We start from the raw sequence: 15,947 nt of genomic DNA, 5'->3' as shown, positions 1-15,947 counted from the left end.
CGGGGGTTCTCCTCCGGTCAGACGCTCTGTGCGCGGACGTAGGCGACCGTCGCCAGCAGGAACGGCAGGGCGAACCACCACCGGCCCATGGTCCGCCGGAACAGTGGGGTGATGGTGATCAGCAGTCCTACGAGGCACAGCACCAGGCAGCAGCCGGCCAGGAAGCGGACGTCCTCGCGCAGCAGGTCGTCGTGGGGCTCCGGGCGCAGGGTCAGGGCGACGTAGCAGGTGAACACCGCGGGGACGTAGGAGAGGGCGAGCGGTATCCCGAGGACCCATTGGAGGCAGCCGCGGTCCTCGGGCAGGTCGATGTTCTCGCGCGGGAGCCTCATCCGGGGCTCAGCCGAGCGTCGCGCCGCGGAGGAACGCGGTCAGTCCGAGGAGGAGGGGCGGGGCGAACCACCACAGGCCCATGGTCCGGCGCACGCTCGAAACGGCGGTGATGAGCAGGCCGAGCACGCTCAGGGAGACGGAGACCAGGCACAACGCGCCGACGTTCTCGTAGCCCTGGTCGTCCCACTCGCCCTGGGGCCCGGCGAACAGGGCCCCGAACACGGCGGCGCCGTTCAGCAGGTGGATGATTCCGAGCGGAACGCCCAGTACCCACCGCAGGCAGCCCTGATCCTCGGGCAGGTCGATGCCCTCACGGGGGTACGTCATCGCATTGCGTCCTTCGCTTGGGCGAGGTTCCCGACGAACTGGTCACCGTAGCCCTGGGCCTTGGGGAGGTCCCAGTAGGGACCACCGTTGTAGCGGGCGGCGATCTCCCGCATCTGGGCCTCCGTCATCTGATCGGCCGGGACGTCGGCGAGACCGCTCTCCGCCTTGATCTGGGCCAGGAAGCCGGCCGCTATGAAGGCATTCTGCTTGGGGTCCTGGAGCGCCTCTTCCACCAGGGTCCGCTGGTGGTCGGTGAGGTTCGCCGGGTCGTAGCCGAGCACTTCGGCGCCGCGCCGGAGCTGGATGGCGATCGGCCCGTACGAGGTCTCGTCGAGCTTTCCGCCGAGCCGCCACGGAAGGTTCTCGGGGGTCACCGGACTCAGGCCCCACGGGGCCGCGGCCTGTTCGCGGATCGTGCCGGTCACGTCGTCCAGCAGTCCGGGCTGGTAGCCGCCGATCTCCTGCCAGGCCACGCCCGCGACCAGCTCTTCCGGCAGACCGGCGTTCTTGGCCGCCGCCCGCAGGACCTCCTTGTTCTGGGAGATCCAGTCGGCGTGCTGGCCGTCCGTGACCAGCGGGATCCAGTAGTTGTCGGCGGCGTCCCCCGGCAGCCCGGCGACCCGCAGCCGGATGTCGCGCAGCTGCGGGGAGATCGGGGTGTCCGGCCCGACGGGGCCGGTCATGTCCTTCTTCGGGCCGCTGCCCGGCAGATGGGTCAGGGGGTTGGTGCGGGCCTCGGCCGCCTCGTGGCGCATGTCGGCCATGGCCGCGTAGAGGTCGACCCCGCTCGCACCGCCCTTCAGCCGGAACTCGGGCAGCAGCTCGTACGCCTGCTTCAGCGCGTGGACGCAGGAGCTGCGCGCCTCCTGCTCGGTGGTCTTCGCCAGCTGGAAGTTGCCGCCCGCGTCGTCGTGGAGGCGGTTGGCCTCGTCACGGATGTCGTCCACGTCCATCGTGAGCTCGGCGAGGCCGTCGAGGAACCCGGTCGTCGCCCGCATGTCCTCCCACTGGCACATCGGCTCGGCCTCCTGGGCCGTGCGGGTGATGGCGGTGCCCTTCGTGGCGATCAGGGTGGCGAGCTTGCGTTCGGAGCCCTTGCCGTTCGCGTAGTGGGACTTGGCGGTCGTCAGGGCCGCCGCGTAGGCGTGCAGGGCGCTCGCGGCCTTGTCGTAGCCCTCGGCGATGTGCTGCACGAGCTGCCGCGCCTCGGACAGGCGCGAGGTGAAGGCGTGACTGCCGTCGCTGTGCCACTGCGTACCGGTCTCGGCGCGCCGGGCGGGCTCCTCGACCTGGACCAGCAGATCGCGCAAGCGCTTGAACTCGGCGGCGTTGCGCTCGACCAGCGCCGGGTTGCACTCCTCCAGGAATTGGACGTCCTTGCGGTGGCTGAGCCCGCTCACTTGGCCTCCGGTTTCACGTACTGCCCCGATTCGAGGAGGCCCGCGAGGAAGGACCGGGCGGTGCCGTCGTCCACCTGGGCGAAGTCGGTGCCGGTCGTCTTCAGACGGGTGGCGAGGGCGGCGAGCAGGCTGATCGTGTCCTTGAACTGGTCGTCGGCGAACTGGGCGAAGCGCAGGACCTGCGCCGAGACGTCGGCGTGGGCGCGCGGGGCGCGGGCCATCGTGCTGGCGTCGCCGTCGGGCCGGCCCTCGTGGAGGAGGGCGGCGATCTCGATCAGCAGGTTGGCGTTGCCGTTGATGGAGGCGGCCCCGGCCTCCAGGCTTCCGGCGGGGCTCCCCGGCACGCTGCCGTCCGCCGGCGCGTGGTTGAGGCGCATGACGGGTGACTGCTGCGCGAGGGCGGCGGCCTTGTGCTCGGCCCATTCCGCGTCGAACGACATGTATCCCCTGAATAGTTGATAACTGGACATGGCCAGAATCAGCTGGTCATGTGCATGCTAATACGGGGATTTCTGCATCCGGAACCTCGCGGTGCCGATATGGACCGGAGACGCGGTGGGGGGTCGGCCGGTTCCGCACCGGACCGACGGGGTGGGCCCATGGTCGCCCCTCGGAAATCAACTGACGTCGGCTGGAGGCCTGATGGCGGTACGGGAGATACGCGCGGCAGCGCAGCTCATCGGGCGGCGCAACGCCCTGCGCTACCTGGCGATCGGGGTCGGGGCCTCGCTGGTGGCGGCGTGCAGCGGCAAGGGCGAGGAAGCGCCCGTCGCCGGTCCCGCCTCCGCTCCGGGCTCCGCGGCTGCGCCCTCCACGGCTGCCGGCTCCGCGGCTCCGGCCTCCTCCGCTGCTGCCGCCCCGGCTCCCGCCTCCTCGGGGCCGGTCGCCCGCGCCTTCGACGCCTTCATCGGGGGCACCTGGAAGCTGGAGTCGACCACGCCCGGCGACAGGACGGTGCACGGGACGGCCACCGTGACCGCACCGCCCGGAGGCAACGGCGGCTTCACCATCGTCTGGGACACCGGCGGCGAACCGGTCACGTGGACCGGATCCTGGCTGCTGCGAGGTGGCCACCTGCGCACCGAAGTGTTCGGGAACGGAGAGGAGTTGGCGAGACTCGGCGGCAGCGAGGCCCTCACGGTCCCGGCGACGGTGGCGGACTCCGTCTCGCTCACCCTGCCCTGGAAGCCGCCGGGGGCGAAGGACGCGGGTGACGGCCAGCAGCTGAAGGTGAGTTACAAGAGCGGCGTGCTGCGGATCGTCCACACCGAACGCGGCGGCAGCGAGTCGGTGCACGTCTGCACCCGCGCGACCTGACGATCTTGCTGCTTGACCTTCGAATGATCTTCATAGCAGCATGGCGTGCCGCCGACCGGGCACCCGGTTCCGTCGCCGATGGGGCGGAATTCTTCTTCGGCGCCCGCCGCGCCTGCGGCGCACGGCTACAGCAAGTGATGCGTACACGATGACCGTTCTTTCCTGTCGCGATGTGACCAAGAGGTTCCGACGGCACTCCGTGCTGGACGGGGTCAGCCTGAGCCTGGAAGCCGGCGAGATCGTCGGCCTCCTGGGCCTCAACGGCGCCGGCAAGACCACGCTCATGCGCGTGATCACCGGGCTCGTGCGGCCGAGCTCCGGTGACGTTCGCCTGTTCGGGGAGCCGCTGCCGATGCGGCCCGCGCAGCTCGCTCGGATCGGCGCCGCGCTCGACGCGCCGTCCTTCCCCCGCTGGCTCACCGGTCGTGCGGTCCTGCGCATGCTGCTCGAAAGCACGGGACGCCCCGACGGCGGCCGCACCGCAGCGGTGCTCGAGCGCGTGGGTCTCGCCCACGCGTCCGACAAGCGGGTCGGGACCTACTCCCAGGGAATGAGGCAGCGGCTCGCACTCGCCGCCGCCCTGCTGAAGAAGCCGGACCTGCTCATCCTCGACGAACCCACGAACGGCCTCGACCCGGAGGGCCTGCGGATGGTCCGCCGCATCATCGCCGAGGAATCGGCCCGCGGCGCCACCGTCCTGGTCTCCAGCCACCAACTCGACGAGATCCAGCGCACCTGCCACCGCGTGATCATGATGGCGGACGGCCGCGTGGCCGCCGCCGGAACGCTGGAACAGCTCGGCTACGACCCCGCCGGCGGACCCGACGCCTTCGAGGACTGGTTCTTCGCACTGGTCGGTCACCGCGGCGGAGGGGCCCGATGAAGCCCTTGGTCCTCGGGGAATACCGTCGGCTGTGCCGCCACCCCCTGGCGGTGACGCTCGCCGTTCTCTTCGTCCTCGGATCCCTCTACTGCGCCCTCGGCAGCCAGAATTCCGCTTCGTCGAGCCTGGCGGCCGTCCGCAACAACATCGAGACGGTCGCCGAGGGGTGCGGGACGAGCCTGAACACCCCCGAACAGAAGGCCCGCTGCCTGAAGGACGTCCCCCACCAACTCACGGTGCTGCGGCGGTACGAGGTGACCTTCACCGAGTACGGCCGTCGGGCGGCCAACGGCCAACACCCCGTCGCCGCTTTGACCTGGACCACGAAGCTCGCGACGTCCGTCCCGGGACTGGTGCTGGTCGTCCTGGTGGCGGCGTTCTTCGTCGCGGGCGAGTGGAGCCGCGGGAGCATCGTCCCCCGCCTCCTCTACGAGGCCCGGCTCGACCGCTTGCTGACCGCCAAAGCGGTCGCGGTCTGGATGTGGATGCTCACCCTGGTCGCCGTCTCGTCGGCCGTGACGGCGACCGTCGGCGTGCTCTACGCCCGCTCGGCGTTTCCGCTCCCGTCCCCCGGTCCGCTCGGGCGGGTCCTGGTCGAGACGGCCACTGTCCTCCTCGCGGGCGCCGCGGTCCTCGCGGGTGCCGCGGCCACCGCCGTGGTGCTCGGGGCACTCGTCCGCCTGCCCCTGCGCACCGCCCTCGTGGGCGTGCTGCTCCTCGCGCTCGTGCTGCAGACCTCCGGGATCCCCGGCGTGGGCGCCTGGTTGCCCGGTGGCGCCCTCTCCGACCTGGTCGGATTCGGGGGAGTCGACAACGTGTGGGATCACCTGTGGATCTCCACCGACCCGTCGTCAGCGCCCGCCCCGCTGCGGGCCGTACCGACGCTCGTCGGCATCGCCCTGCTCTGGGCCCTCCTGAACCGCCGTTCCCGGACCCGGGACCTGGTGTGAGCGGCACCGCCCGCGCAGGGCGCGCACGGTATCGCAGGGGAATCGTCTGGACGGGCGAGTTCCGGGTCCTCCGGGTGCCTCCGGTATGCCTGACCGCCCTGCTGCTGATCGCGGCCACGGCAGCCGCAGGTGCCCAGAAGTGGTGGAGCGGTGCGGAGTTCGGCTTCCAGCACCCCACGGTGGGGGCCCTGGTCGAACCGGCGTCCGCGCTGCGCGCCGCGGCGTGGCAGTCCGCCACCCTCGGCGGACTCTTCCTCGCCACGGTGATCGTGACGCTCGGAGGGGCCCAGCTCATCGAGAGCGGCACCTGGGGTGCGCTGCGGTTGTACGAGAACCGGAGCCACGTCCTCTACGGGCGCAGGCTCTGCGCCGCCGTCGTGTTCCTCGCGGTGGTGCAGTTGCTGAACGGCCTGACCCTGTGGGCCGTCATGCGGGTGATGGCGGTCCTCCGGCCGACCCCGACCCTGCCGCCGACCGCCTTCGACACCGGTACGCCCGCCCTCGACGTGATCGACGCCGGATCGGCCGACTGGGCCGAGGCGCTCACCGCCGCGGGCGGAGCCCTGCTGGTGCAGACGCTGTACCTCTCGCTCGGATGGTGCGCCGCGGCGCTCCTGCGCAACTCCATCGGGGCCCTGGCGCTGGGCATCGGCCCCTGGATCGTGACCGCCCCCCTGCTGCTGCTCCCCGTCGGCCCGTTCGTCCCCCACTCGTGGATCGCCAACCTGATGTCCCTGCCGGGTGAGGGCCAGTACCGCCTCTACTTCTGGTCCCAAGCCGCATCGGAGTCCTCGTCGGCGGTCAGCGCGGTCCTGGTGGCCGGCTGCACCGCGGCCGCCGCCTTCCTCGCCCAACTCCTGCTCAGCTCGGAGCGCGTGCTCCGCCCCGTCGACTGAGTTCCGGCTGCTCAGACCGGGTCGCGGGGGGCCGCGACGCGGCCCGCGGGCGGTGTCGGGCCGACGGCCCCCCGACCGGGTCGCGGGGGACCGCGACCCGGGGTGCTTAGACGCGTAAAGACCAAAGAACCGGGGGAAAGAACCAACCCACCCAACCCCACCCCGGCAGCCGGGGCGCGCGTTCGCTCGGTCGGGTGAATCGTGCCAACTGAACTGGATTTCATGCGGGTTGGCGGGCATATGCTCGCTCCGACCACCGCAGACATGAGACGGCCCCCGACGGGACTCAGAATCCCGGCCGAGGGCCTGACCATCGTAGGAAGTAAGCAGCTTCCCCATGGCTCTTGAGCACCTTAGCGCGCCCTCGCGCCCCTCGTCCGCTGTTCCCTCCGCGATCCCCCGATCCGGTGTCATCCACGTCAACGTGCGGCACGCGAGTCACTACACGGTGGTCAGCAACCACCTCCTCCAGCACCGGGGGCTGTCGGCGACGGCGATCGGGATCGGGGCGCACGTCCAGTCGCTGCCGGAGGGGACGCCGGTCGGGGTCAAGGCGCTGACCGAGCGGTTCCCGGAGGGGGAGATCCGGATCGGGTCCGCGCTGCGGGAGCTGGAGCGGCTCGGCTACCTGGAGCGGCGGCGCGAGCGGCTGGCGAACGGGCGGGTGGTGACCCGCACGTACTCGTACAACAAGCCGGCGGCCACCGCGGCAGAGCCGCCTCCGCCCCTGCCCCCGTCTCCGCCGCCGGCCAGGGAACCCGTACCGGAGCCGGCGCCCGTACCCGAGCCGGTGCTCGAGCCGGAGCCGGAGCCCGTACCGGCGCCGGCGCCCGTACTACCGGAGCGGGCGCCCGAGCCCGAGCCGGTGCTCGAGCCGGAAGTCGTGGCCCCGCCGCCTGCCCGGCCCGTGCACCCCGAGGCGGCCGGACTGCTCGCCGAACTGCGGCGCTACGACCCGCGGCTCCTGCTCTCCGAGCGCGACGTACGCCAGCTCGCGCCGGACGTGTCGATCTGGCTGGAGCGCGGGATCACCCCCGAGGTGGTCGCGAGGGCCCTGTCCGCAAACCTCCCCGAGCCGATGCGGCGCCCCGCGTCCGTACTCGCGTACCGCCTCGCCGCGATGCTCCCACCGCCCCTGCCCCCGCTCCCGGCGGCCCCGGCGGGCCGGGACGACAGACGGCCGGACCCGTTGCAGAACTGCAGTGGCTGCGACCGCGCCTTCCGCGCCCCCCGCCCCGGCCGCTGCCGGAACTGCCCGCCGGAGGAGGACGCGGCGGCGGCGTGAGCGGGTCCGGGCACGCCGGCTTCTTCAGCCGGCGCGCGCTTCCCGATCGACCGTGGTCGTCAGGAGCCGGAGGCGCGAATCGAGCCGGTGGTCGGGCCGCTGGGGTCGCCGACGAAGCAGGTGACTTCGCGATCGCCGAGGAGCCAGCTGGCGGCCTGCGGGTAGTAGTAGTAGACCTCCAGCTTCTCCGAGACCTTGGGGTTGTTGCCCACGTACGAGGTGAGCGCGGTGCCGCTGCACTTCTCCTCGGCGCTCTTGGTGACCTTCTCGTTGCCCGGGTACGTTCCGGCGTCCAGCTTGAAGACCGCGTACGCCTCGCCCTTGTGCGGCTGGGTGCAGGGCACGATGTTCACCGAGCGGGCGGCCTGGGTGCCGTCCTCGTCGCCGTACTGGGCCAGATCGTCCTTCGTGTTGAAGCAGTCGCCCTTGCGGATCTCGGTCAAGCCGCTGGAGCCCGGCTTGCTGGCGGCCGGGCTGGTGGCGGCCGGTCCGGGGGTGGCCGATCCGGTGGCGGCGGGGCCGGTGAACGGGCCGGTGGTGTCGCGCTTCAGCGGGGCGTCGTCGTCGCCCAGCGATCCGGTGAGGCCGAGTGCCACGATGAGGATGGTGAGCACGATGCCCAGGCTGTTGATGACGATCGCCGCGATGGCGAAGCCCTTGCCCTTCTCACCGCGGGACTTGATCTGGGACAGGGCGACGATGCCGAGGACCAGCGGGATCAGCGGGATGTTGCAGACGAGCGCCATGACGAACGCGACGATGGCCAGCGGGTTGTTCTTCTGCTGCTGCGGCGGGTACCAGCCCTGCGGCGCTCCCCCGTACGGCGGCTGTCCCGGCTGTCCCGGCTGTCCGGGCTGTCCGGGCGGTCCCGGATATCCGTAAGATCCGGACTGTCCGGGCTGTCCGTACGGACCGGGGGAGGACGGGGGCTGCGGTGGTATGGACATGCGTGTGGAGCTCCTTGCTCAGAGGGTGGGACGCAACAACGGCCCGGCAGTCGCAACGCACCGACGCATGCCTGCCCGCGGTCTTTACGTCGCCCCTACGCTACCCTCCGCCGCCGACAGCCCGCGGGCTGCCCGCCCCCGCGATCCCGCGCTCCTGGCCGGCCCGTCGGGCGGCGACCGCCGCGCGGTGCTGGCCGGGGCGGGTTCCGTGGACGCGGTGGAAGGCCACGCTCAGCCCGAACGCGCTGCGGTAGCCGACCTGGCGGGCGATCGACTCCACCGTGTCCTCGGTGCGCACCAGCAGGTCGGCCGCCAACGCCAGCCGCCAGTCGGTCAGGTAGGCCATCGGCGGCCTGCCGACCAGCTCGCCGAAGCGGCGCGCGAACGTCGCCCGAGAGACCCCGGCCTCCTCGGCGAGGGCCGCCACGGTCCACGGCCGTTCGGGCCGGTCGTGGATCAGCTGGAGCGCCCGGCCCGCGACGGGGTCGCCGAGTGCCCGGTACCACCCGGGCGGATCGGCCTCCGGGCGGGCGAACCACTCCCGCAGGGTGGACAGCAGCAGGAGGTCCAGGAGCCGGTCCAGGACGGCCTGTTGGCCGGGGTCGTCCCGACCGATCTCCAGGGCGGTGAGGTCCAGGATGGGTCCGGGCCCGCCGTCGTGGCGCACGACGAGCGCCCGGGGGAGCGCGCTCAGCAGCCGCTCGGAGACCCGGCCGCCCACCTGGTAGCTGCCGGTGAGCAGCACGGTCGGGCCGTCCGTGCTGTTCCCGCAGGTGCGCAGGCCCAGCAGGACCTCTTCGCTGATCTCCGCGCCGTCGGCGGTCGTGCACCGGTCGGGCCCGTGCACCACCCACAGCGGCGGCGTCCGCACGTCCCCGTCGGCGGTGTCCGCGAGGGTGAACGGCCGCGATCCCGTCACGATGGCCACGTCGCCCTCGCCGAGCGCGACGGGCTCCTCGCCGCTGCCCGGGACGATCCAGCCCGTGCCGTGCAGCATGGCGGCCAGGGCGATCGGCGTCGGGTCGGCGATGCGGATCGACCACGGCGGGGCCAGGACGTTCCGGCTGAACAGGGCCCCGTCGGACCGCACTTCGTACAGCAGGCTCGCCAGCGCATCCATGCGACCCGAGCCTAGACGCTCGGACATGTAACTGAGCGGGACGACCATTTCGCGTCCGGTCGCCGCCCCTTTGACTGGTCACATGACGACGACGAAGAAGAACACGACGACGGCCAACCCGACGACCAAGCCGATCCTGGTCCTGGGCAGCACCGGCAAGACGGGCAGCCGGGTGGCCGCGCAGTTGCGCCAGCGCGGACACGCGGTCCGGGGGGCCTCCCGCAAGGGGCCGGTCGCCTTCGACTGGACCGACGAGAACACCTGGGAGCGGACGCTGGAGGGGGTCGGCGCGGCCTACCTGGTCGACTCGCAGCTCCCCGACGCCGCCGAGTCGATGCGCGCCTTCGGCAAGCTGGCCGTGGCCTCCGGTGTCGAGCGGCTGGTGCTGCTGTCCGCCCGCGACTGGGTGGTGCCGGAAGGCGAGGAGAAGCTCCCCTGTGAGCGCGCGGTCCGCGAGTCCGGCGCGCAGTGGACCGTCCTCAAGCCGTCCTGGTTCTTCCAGAACTTCAGCGAGGACCCGTTCATCCGGGGGCAGGTCCAGGGCGGCGAGCTCGTGATGTCGACCGGGGACGGCGTCGAGCCGTTCATCGACGCCGAGGACATCGCCGAGGTCGCGGTGGCCGCCCTCACCGAAGAGGGGCACGGCGGGCAGGCCTACGAGCTGTCCGGCCCGCGGCTGCTGAGCCTGGACTCCGTGGCCGACGAGATCGCCCGGGCCACCGGCCGGCCCATCACCTACCGTCCGCTCCCGGCGGACGAGTTCGCCGCCCACGCCGTGGCGCAGCACGTGCCGGAGGAGTTCGTGGGGCTGCTGAACCTGCTCTACGGCTGGATCGCCGAGGGCCGCTTCGCCACCCTCGCGGACGGCGTGCAGCGGGTGCTCGGCCGGGAACCCCGTGACTTCGAGGACTACGTGCGGACCGTTGCCGCATCCGGGGTGTGGGGCGGTGGCGGTGGCGTGGAGCGTCCGTGAAGAACGACTCCAGGGGCTGGTCGGAGCGGGTTACCGGTACGTAAATTACCGGCGGTAACACTCGTGCCGAGCCAAGGAGTGCGCCGTGGGAGCCGAGCTGAGGCCGGTCCGGTCCGTAGAACCGGTCGAACCCGTCAAGACCGTGATCGACGGAGTGGTCCGCGAGGTACGGGTGCCCGCGCTGGCGGGCCTTCCGGAGCGGGGGTCCCTCGGGGACATCCCCTTCCAGAACGCCTGGGAGGCCCCCGGGGAGGCGGTGCTCGCCCGCAAGGACCAGGACGGCGTCTGGCACGACGTTCCGGCCGAACAGTTCGCCGCCGAGGTGCTCGCCGTGGCCAAGGGCCTGATCGCCGAAGGGCTCCGGGAGGGCGACCGGCTCGCCATCATGGCCCGTACGACGTACGAGTGGACCCTGCTCGACTTCGCCGGCTGGGCCGCCGGCCTGGTCACCGTACCGATCTACCCGACCTCCTCCGCCCTCCAGGCACGCTGGATCATCCACGACTCCGGGGCCGTGGCCTGCGCCGTCGAGGACACCGCGCAGGCCCGGCTGATCAGCGCCGAGCGCGGCAACCTGCCCTGGCTGACCCACCTGTGGGAATTCGACACCGGCGCGGTGGCCCGGCTGATCAAGGCCGGGGAACGCATCCCCGACGCGCTGGTCCACCACCGCCGGGCCGCCCGCACCCCGGACTCCGTCGCCACCCTCATCTACACCTCCGGCACCACCGGGCAGCCCAAGGGATGCGTGATCACCCACGCCAACTTCTTCGCCCAGGTGGACAACGCGGTGGAGCTGCTGCACCCCGTCTTCAAGTCCGTCAGCAAGGACCCCGCCTCCACCCTGCTGTTCCTGCCGCTCAGCCACGTCTTCGGGCGGATGGTGGCCGTCGGCTGCATGCGGGCCCGCGTCAAGCTCGGGCACGCGCCCAGCATCCGTACCGAGGACCTCCTCGCCGACCTCGCCGGCTTCCGGCCCACCTTCCTCCTGGCCATCCCCTACGTACTGGAGAAGGTCTACAACACCGCCCGGGCCACCGCCGAGAAGATGGGCCGGGCCTCCTCCTTCGACCGGGCCGCCCGCATCGCGCAGCGCTTCGCCGAGACCGCCGAGGCCAGGAACCCCGGGCTCGTGCTGCGCCTCGCCCGGTCCCTCTACGACCCGCTCGTCTACCGGCGCATCCGGGCCGCGCTCGGCGGCCGCGTCCGCTACGTCCTGAGCGGCGGATCACCCCTGGGCCGGCGGCTCGCCGCCTTCTACACCGGCGCCGGCATCGAGGTCTTCGAGGGCTACGGGCTGACGGAGACCACCGGTGCGAGCACGGTGACCCCGCCGCTGCGGCCCCGCCTCGGCACGGTGGGCTGGCCGCTGCCGGGTACGGCCGTACGGATCGCGGACGACGGGGAGGTGCTGCTGGGCGGCGGCCACGTCTTCGCCGGCTACTGGAACGCCGCGCACGCGGCCCCGTACGGGAGCTGGCTGGCCACCGGCGACATCGGCGAGCTCGACGCCGACGGGTACCTCACCATCACCGGTCGCAAGAAGGACCTGATCATCACCTCCGGCGGCAAGAACGTGGCCCCGGCGCCGCTGGAGGACTGGCTGCGGGCCCACCCGCTGGTCGGCCAGTGCATGGTGGTCGGCGACAACCGGCCCTACATCACCGCCCTGATCACCCTGGAACCCGACGGGCTGCAGCACTGGCGCCAGATGCACAAGAAGCAGAACGTGCCGATGCGCGAGCTGGTGCGGGACGAGGAACTGCGGGCGGACCTCCAGCGGGCGGTGGACGAGGCGAACCGGCTGGTCTCGCGGGCCGAGTCGATCCGCCGCTTCGCCGTCCTGCCGGGCGATTTCACCGAGGCGCGCGGCCACCTGACCCCGTCGCTGAAGCTCCGGCGGGGCGCGATCGCCCGGGACTACGCGGACCGGATCCAGGAGCTGTACCGGGGGCCGCGCGAAGCCTGAGCGGCGGCCACCGGGGAGCCGGTCTATCGTGGACAGATGGGTCCGGGGGGCCGCCCGAGGAGGGCGCTGTGCACCGTTCCCGCGTCCGTAGGGCCATAGCCGGCGGGACCGTTGCCGGCGCGATGCTCCTGGCCTCGCTGGGGGCCGGGCCGGCGCCCACCCCGATGACCGCGCCCACACCCGCTCCCACCTCCAGTGCGCCCACCGGGGGCGACGATCCGCTGGCCCGGTTCCACGCCCAGCGCGTCCGCTGGGGCGCCTGCCCCGAGAAGCCCGTGCCCGCCGAGATGCGGTGCGCCGTCGTGGAGGTCCCGCTCGACTACGCGGCGCCGGGCAAGGGCACGGTCAAGCTGGCCCTCGGCCGGCTCCCGGCCACCGACCCGGACCGCCGCATCGGCTCGCTCCTGATCAACTTCGGCGGCCCCGGCGCCCCGGGCCTGGCCGGCCTCGCCGCCGATCCCAAGGCGTTCGCCGACCTCGGCGAACGCTACGACCTGATCGGCTTCGACCCCCGCGGCGTGGGCCACAGCGACCCCGTCTCCTGCGGCGGCGCCAGGGACACCGCGGGAGACCCGGGCGCGGACACCGCCACGGCGCTGGCCGCCCTGCGGGACGAGGTCAAGCGCTGCGAGCGCAACTCCGGCCCGGTCCTCGCGCACATGGGAACCGTGGACGTCGCCCGCGACATGGACGTGATGCGCCGCGTCCTCGGGGACGAGAAGCTCAACTTCCTCGGCTTCTCCTACGGGAGCCGGCTCGGCGCCGTGTACGCCGCCCTGTTCCCCCGGGACACCGGCCGCATGGTCCTGGACGGCGTCGACACCCTCACCGAACCGCTGATGGAGCAGGCGCTGGTATCGGCCCGCGGCCAGCAACGGGCCCTGGACAACTTCCTGACCTGGTGCGCCCACCAGAGCGGCTGCGTCTACGGGACGAACACCCGCACGGCCAGGGAGAAGGTGGCCGCCCTGGTGGAGCGGGCCGACACCGAGCCGCTGGTCGGCGACGACGGCACGGAGGTGGGCGGCCTGGTCATCGTCCTCGCGATAGGCCAGGCCCTGTACTCACCGAGCACGTGGCCCGCGCTCGCCAAGGCGCTGGCGCAGGCGGAGCGCGAGCACGATCCGGCCGGGATGCTGGCGCTGCTCGGCTTGTCGGCGGACCCGACGGACCCGACGGACCCCACGGACCCGCCGGAGCCGACCGAACCGGCCCAGGCCGGCGGATCCGATCCGGTGCCCGCCGACAACCTCGCTGCGGCCCTCGCCGCCGTGACCTGTGCCGACGACCCGGACCGGTCGATCGAAAAGTCCAGCCCGGCCGCGTTGGAGAAGGAGATCAACGACCGGGCGGAGGAGTTCCTCGAGGTCTCGAAGGTGTTCGGAGTGCCACAGCTGTTGTCCGTACTCACGTGCTACGGGCGGCCCGTCGGCACCGACTTCATCCGGAAGATCGACCACCCGGGAGCACCGCCGATGCTCCTGGTCGGCACCCGCGGCGACCCGGCGACGCCGTACGAGTGGACGGAGGAGACGGCCGAGCGGCTGGGCTCGGCGGTGATCGTGGACCACAAGGGCGAGGGCCACACCGGCTATTCCAGCTCGCGCTGCGTCCAGGAGTACGCAGACGACTTCCTCCTCTACGGCCGCCTCCCCTCCGGAACCCGCTCCTGCCCCGCCGAAGACTGAACCGCCGCGTGACACCGCTGCCACGACGGCTTTCAAGAGAGTGCTGCGGAAGGTGCGTTCGGCGCGCCTGACCTGCTCATTCCCCGCCCTCCGAGCCACTCATGGCCTCCGGCGGTCCACACCTGGTCCACTGGCCCCATATGGGCGCGATGCATGGGGGCGGGTACGTTGCCTGCATGGCTGATTTCTTGATCGTAATCACGACCGTGGACAATCAGGACGCTGCGCGGAAGCTGTCGCGCTCGGCGGTGGCGGCGAGCCTGGCCGCTTCCGGGCAGGTGACCGGGCCCATCGAGACGACGTACCGACACCTCGGCGAGGTCTCCGAGGGCACCGAGTATCAGGTGACGTTCCGTACGACCGGTGACCGGCGTGAGGCACTGGAGAAGCACCTAGTGGACAACCACCCCTATGACTCGCCGGAGGTCATCGCGTTCACGATCGACGCCGGCCGTGCCGATTACCTGGACTGGATCATCCGGGCCACCCGTTAGCCCTTCGCGCGCTCCAGTAGCGCGCCGACCTGGGCGAGGGACCGGTGGGGCTCCAACCGCTTGGCCATCAGACGGGCTCGCGCCATCGGTCTGATCGACGCGAGTCCCTCGGAGAGGTCGAACACCCGCGCCGTGATCGCGGTCGAGTGCTCGACCTCTCCCGCGTCCAGGTATGCCGCCGCCAGCCACGACAGGTACAGCGCCTTGTCACGGGCCCGGGTGTCGTCGTACCGGGCCAGGGCGTCTTCCAAGGCCGGGATGGCTCGTAGCGGTCGGTGCAGCTCCGCCCAGCAGCGTCCCGTCATGATCGCGATCTCGTCGCGGTCCACCCAGTACGCCCAGTCCGGGCCTGGCTCGTCGCTGTGTTCGTGGATGGCCTCTTCGGCGATGCCCAGGGCGTAGTCCGCTTCCCGGTCGTTCCCCGCGGTCGCGTGCTGCCACGCCAGCCGGTCCGCCAGCAGCGCCCGCACCACGGGCGCCGTCCTCGCGCCGAGTGCCTCGTATGCGGCGGTGGCGAACCTGATCCCGGAGCCACCACCCACCGTCCACTCCAGGTAGGCCAGGAACGCCAGCGAGTTGCCCTCCAGGGCGGTGTCCTCTGCGGCCCGCGACGCGGCCAAGGCCGTCATGTAGTGCCCTCGGGCGCCCTCGTAGTTTCCCGCGTCGTACGCCGCCCAGCCTGCAAGCTGGGCCTGTTCCGCGATGATTCCCCGCAATCCCCGACCTGTCGCCTCGCTGTAGACCCCTTCGTCCGCCAGCCGGGTCGTGTCCTCCAGCTCCCGGACGTACATCTGAAAGGTGTCTCCGCCACCCACGAAGTCGTCCAGGCGGCGCAGCCGGGCGGTGCGGTGGCTCAACTGCTTCGGGACGTCGGCCCCGATCCTCCTCCCCGACGAAAGCATCGAAGAGGGCTGTATGACGGCGATCCCGGCGCCGGCCGAAGCCGTTATGAATCCGCGGCGGTCGAACACATCGTTCTCCTGGTCGGTCTCGTCCTTCTTCTCCTGACGCCGCAGACGCCGAGCGAGAGTGACGGCCCGCCGCAATTCCGCCTCCGGCACGCCGAACTCCGCAGACAGCAGCGCCCTCGAAGCCGGGTCCGGGAGACGCTCGTGGGTCTCCCACCGCGACACCGCACCCTGCTCCAGCGGGTACCCCCGCCGCGCGGAGAGATCAGCCGCCACTTCCTCCTGTGTGCGCCCGCCGGCCATCCGCAGACGCCGCAACAGCGGCCCGATCGGTTCCACGCCGTCGTCCTCGTTCGTGGTCATCATCGCCATCCCTCGGATGTCCGCAGAGCCCGGATCCCAGCCTGGCCATAAAACCTGGCCATGTCCCCGGAACGGCCATGCCTTCTGGCCCATC

Annotated in this window: 16 protein-coding genes; 9 read left to right on the top strand and 7 right to left on the bottom strand. The window is 71.9% G+C overall.

Going from position 1 to position 15,947, the window contains the following annotated elements; translation table 11 throughout:
* Positions 1–17 precede the first annotated feature (17 nt).
* From OG386_RS19950 to OG386_RS19935, 4 genes are read right to left on the bottom strand one after another with little or no spacing between them, the layout of a single operon-like run.
* A complete protein-coding gene (locus tag OG386_RS19950; RefSeq protein WP_328789280.1) occupies positions 18–332 on the bottom strand; it encodes a hypothetical protein in 315 nt (104 codons plus the stop codon).
* 7 nt (positions 333–339) lie between these two features.
* Positions 340–660, bottom strand: coding sequence for a hypothetical protein (locus tag OG386_RS19945; protein ID WP_328789279.1), 321 nt, complete (start codon positions 658–660; stop codon positions 340–342).
* On the bottom strand, positions 657–2,060 hold the full coding sequence (locus OG386_RS19940; RefSeq protein ID WP_328789278.1) for a hypothetical protein: 1,404 nt from the start codon (positions 2,058–2,060) through the stop codon (positions 657–659). The genes OG386_RS19945 and OG386_RS19940 overlap by 4 nt, the downstream gene beginning before the upstream one ends.
* Positions 2,057–2,500 (bottom strand): hypothetical protein, encoded by a 444-nt coding sequence (locus tag OG386_RS19935; RefSeq protein ID WP_328789277.1) that lies wholly within the window; start codon positions 2,498–2,500, stop codon positions 2,057–2,059. Before OG386_RS19935 ends, OG386_RS19940 begins: the two co-directional genes overlap by 4 nt.
* A 202-nt stretch (positions 2,501–2,702) precedes the next feature.
* On the opposite strand from OG386_RS19935, the gene OG386_RS19930 reads away from it, so the two are divergent.
* The 5 genes from OG386_RS19930 (at position 2,703) to OG386_RS19910 (ending at position 7,391) form a co-directional block, all read left to right on the top strand.
* Positions 2,703–3,377, top strand: coding sequence for a hypothetical protein (locus OG386_RS19930; protein ID WP_328789276.1), 675 nt, complete (start codon positions 2,703–2,705; stop codon positions 3,375–3,377).
* A gap of 172 nt (positions 3,378–3,549) precedes the next feature.
* Positions 3,550–4,260, top strand: a complete 711-nt coding sequence (locus OG386_RS19925; RefSeq protein WP_328789275.1) for an ABC transporter ATP-binding protein — start codon at positions 3,550–3,552, stop codon at positions 4,258–4,260.
* A complete protein-coding gene (locus OG386_RS19920) occupies positions 4,257–5,210 on the top strand; it encodes a hypothetical protein (RefSeq protein WP_328789274.1) in 954 nt (317 codons plus the stop codon). Before OG386_RS19925 ends, OG386_RS19920 begins: the two co-directional genes overlap by 4 nt.
* A gap of 74 nt (positions 5,211–5,284) precedes the next feature.
* A complete protein-coding gene (locus OG386_RS19915; protein WP_328789273.1) occupies positions 5,285–6,106 on the top strand; it encodes a hypothetical protein in 822 nt (273 codons plus the stop codon).
* Between the two features lie 424 nt (positions 6,107–6,530).
* Positions 6,531–7,391, top strand: coding sequence for a helix-turn-helix domain-containing protein (locus tag OG386_RS19910; RefSeq protein ID WP_328789272.1), 861 nt, complete (start codon positions 6,531–6,533; stop codon positions 7,389–7,391).
* 59 nt (positions 7,392–7,450) lie between these two features.
* Here the strand turns inward: OG386_RS19910 and OG386_RS19905 are convergent, their stop codons facing one another.
* On the bottom strand, positions 7,451–8,338 hold the full coding sequence (locus OG386_RS19905) for a DUF4190 domain-containing protein (RefSeq protein WP_328789271.1): 888 nt from the start codon (positions 8,336–8,338) through the stop codon (positions 7,451–7,453).
* A 100-nt stretch (positions 8,339–8,438) separates the two neighbouring features.
* Positions 8,439–9,458 (bottom strand): AraC family transcriptional regulator, encoded by a 1,020-nt coding sequence (locus OG386_RS19900; protein ID WP_328789270.1) that lies wholly within the window; start codon positions 9,456–9,458, stop codon positions 8,439–8,441.
* A gap of 82 nt (positions 9,459–9,540) precedes the next feature.
* On the opposite strand from OG386_RS19900, the gene OG386_RS19895 reads away from it, so the two are divergent.
* From OG386_RS19895 to cutA, 4 genes are all read left to right on the top strand, one after another.
* Positions 9,541–10,431, top strand: coding sequence for an NAD(P)H-binding protein (locus tag OG386_RS19895; RefSeq protein ID WP_328789269.1), 891 nt, complete (start codon positions 9,541–9,543; stop codon positions 10,429–10,431).
* A 97-nt stretch (positions 10,432–10,528) separates the two neighbouring features.
* Positions 10,529–12,400 carry an AMP-dependent synthetase/ligase gene (locus tag OG386_RS19890; RefSeq protein ID WP_328793296.1) on the top strand — a complete coding sequence of 624 codons (1,872 nt, stop codon included), beginning with the start codon at positions 10,529–10,531 and terminating at the stop codon, positions 12,398–12,400.
* 68 nt (positions 12,401–12,468) lie between these two features.
* On the top strand, positions 12,469–14,088 hold the full coding sequence (locus OG386_RS19885) for an alpha/beta hydrolase (RefSeq protein WP_328789268.1): 1,620 nt from the start codon (positions 12,469–12,471) through the stop codon (positions 14,086–14,088).
* A gap of 176 nt (positions 14,089–14,264) precedes the next feature.
* Complete coding sequence (gene cutA / locus OG386_RS19880) at positions 14,265–14,582, top strand: divalent-cation tolerance protein CutA (RefSeq protein ID WP_328789267.1); 318 nt, start codon at positions 14,265–14,267, stop codon at positions 14,580–14,582.
* On the opposite strand, the gene OG386_RS19875 is transcribed toward cutA, so the two are convergent.
* Positions 14,579–15,856, bottom strand: coding sequence for a helix-turn-helix domain-containing protein (locus OG386_RS19875; protein ID WP_328789266.1), 1,278 nt, complete (start codon positions 15,854–15,856; stop codon positions 14,579–14,581). The two genes, cutA and OG386_RS19875, sit on opposite strands and share 4 nt — an antisense overlap.
* Between the last annotated feature and the right edge of the window lie 91 nt (positions 15,857–15,947).

Origin of the sequence: Streptomyces sp. NBC_00273 (genome assembly GCF_036178145.1) — a bacterium.
In the GTDB taxonomy this organism is placed as follows: Bacteria; Actinomycetota; Actinomycetes; order Streptomycetales; family Streptomycetaceae; genus Streptomyces.
This window is presented reverse-complemented; position numbering and strand designations above follow the sequence as displayed.

Excerpts from the sequence above, each read along its gene's own strand:
- OG386_RS19950 (WP_328789280.1), bottom strand. The coding sequence starts at position 332 with ATGAGGCTCCCGCGCGAGAACATCGACCTGCCCGAGGACCGCGGCTGC.
- OG386_RS19945 (WP_328789279.1), bottom strand. The coding sequence starts at position 660 with ATGACGTACCCCCGTGAGGGCATCGACCTGCCCGAGGATCAGGGCTGC.
- OG386_RS19935 (WP_328789277.1), bottom strand. The coding sequence starts at position 2,500 with ATGTCGTTCGACGCGGAATGGGCCGAGCACAAGGCCGCCGCCCTCGCG.
- OG386_RS19930 (WP_328789276.1), top strand. The coding sequence starts at position 2,703 with ATGGCGGTACGGGAGATACGCGCGGCAGCGCAGCTCATCGGGCGGCGC.
- OG386_RS19920 (WP_328789274.1), top strand. The coding sequence starts at position 4,257 with ATGAAGCCCTTGGTCCTCGGGGAATACCGTCGGCTGTGCCGCCACCCC.
- OG386_RS19905 (WP_328789271.1), bottom strand. The coding sequence starts at position 8,338 with ATGTCCATACCACCGCAGCCCCCGTCCTCCCCCGGTCCGTACGGACAG.
- OG386_RS19900 (WP_328789270.1), bottom strand. The coding sequence starts at position 9,458 with ATGGATGCGCTGGCGAGCCTGCTGTACGAAGTGCGGTCCGACGGGGCC.
- OG386_RS19895 (WP_328789269.1), top strand. The coding sequence starts at position 9,541 with ATGACGACGACGAAGAAGAACACGACGACGGCCAACCCGACGACCAAG.
- cutA (WP_328789267.1), top strand. The coding sequence starts at position 14,265 with ATGGCTGATTTCTTGATCGTAATCACGACCGTGGACAATCAGGACGCT.
- OG386_RS19875 (WP_328789266.1), bottom strand. The coding sequence starts at position 15,856 with ATGATGACCACGAACGAGGACGACGGCGTGGAACCGATCGGGCCGCTG.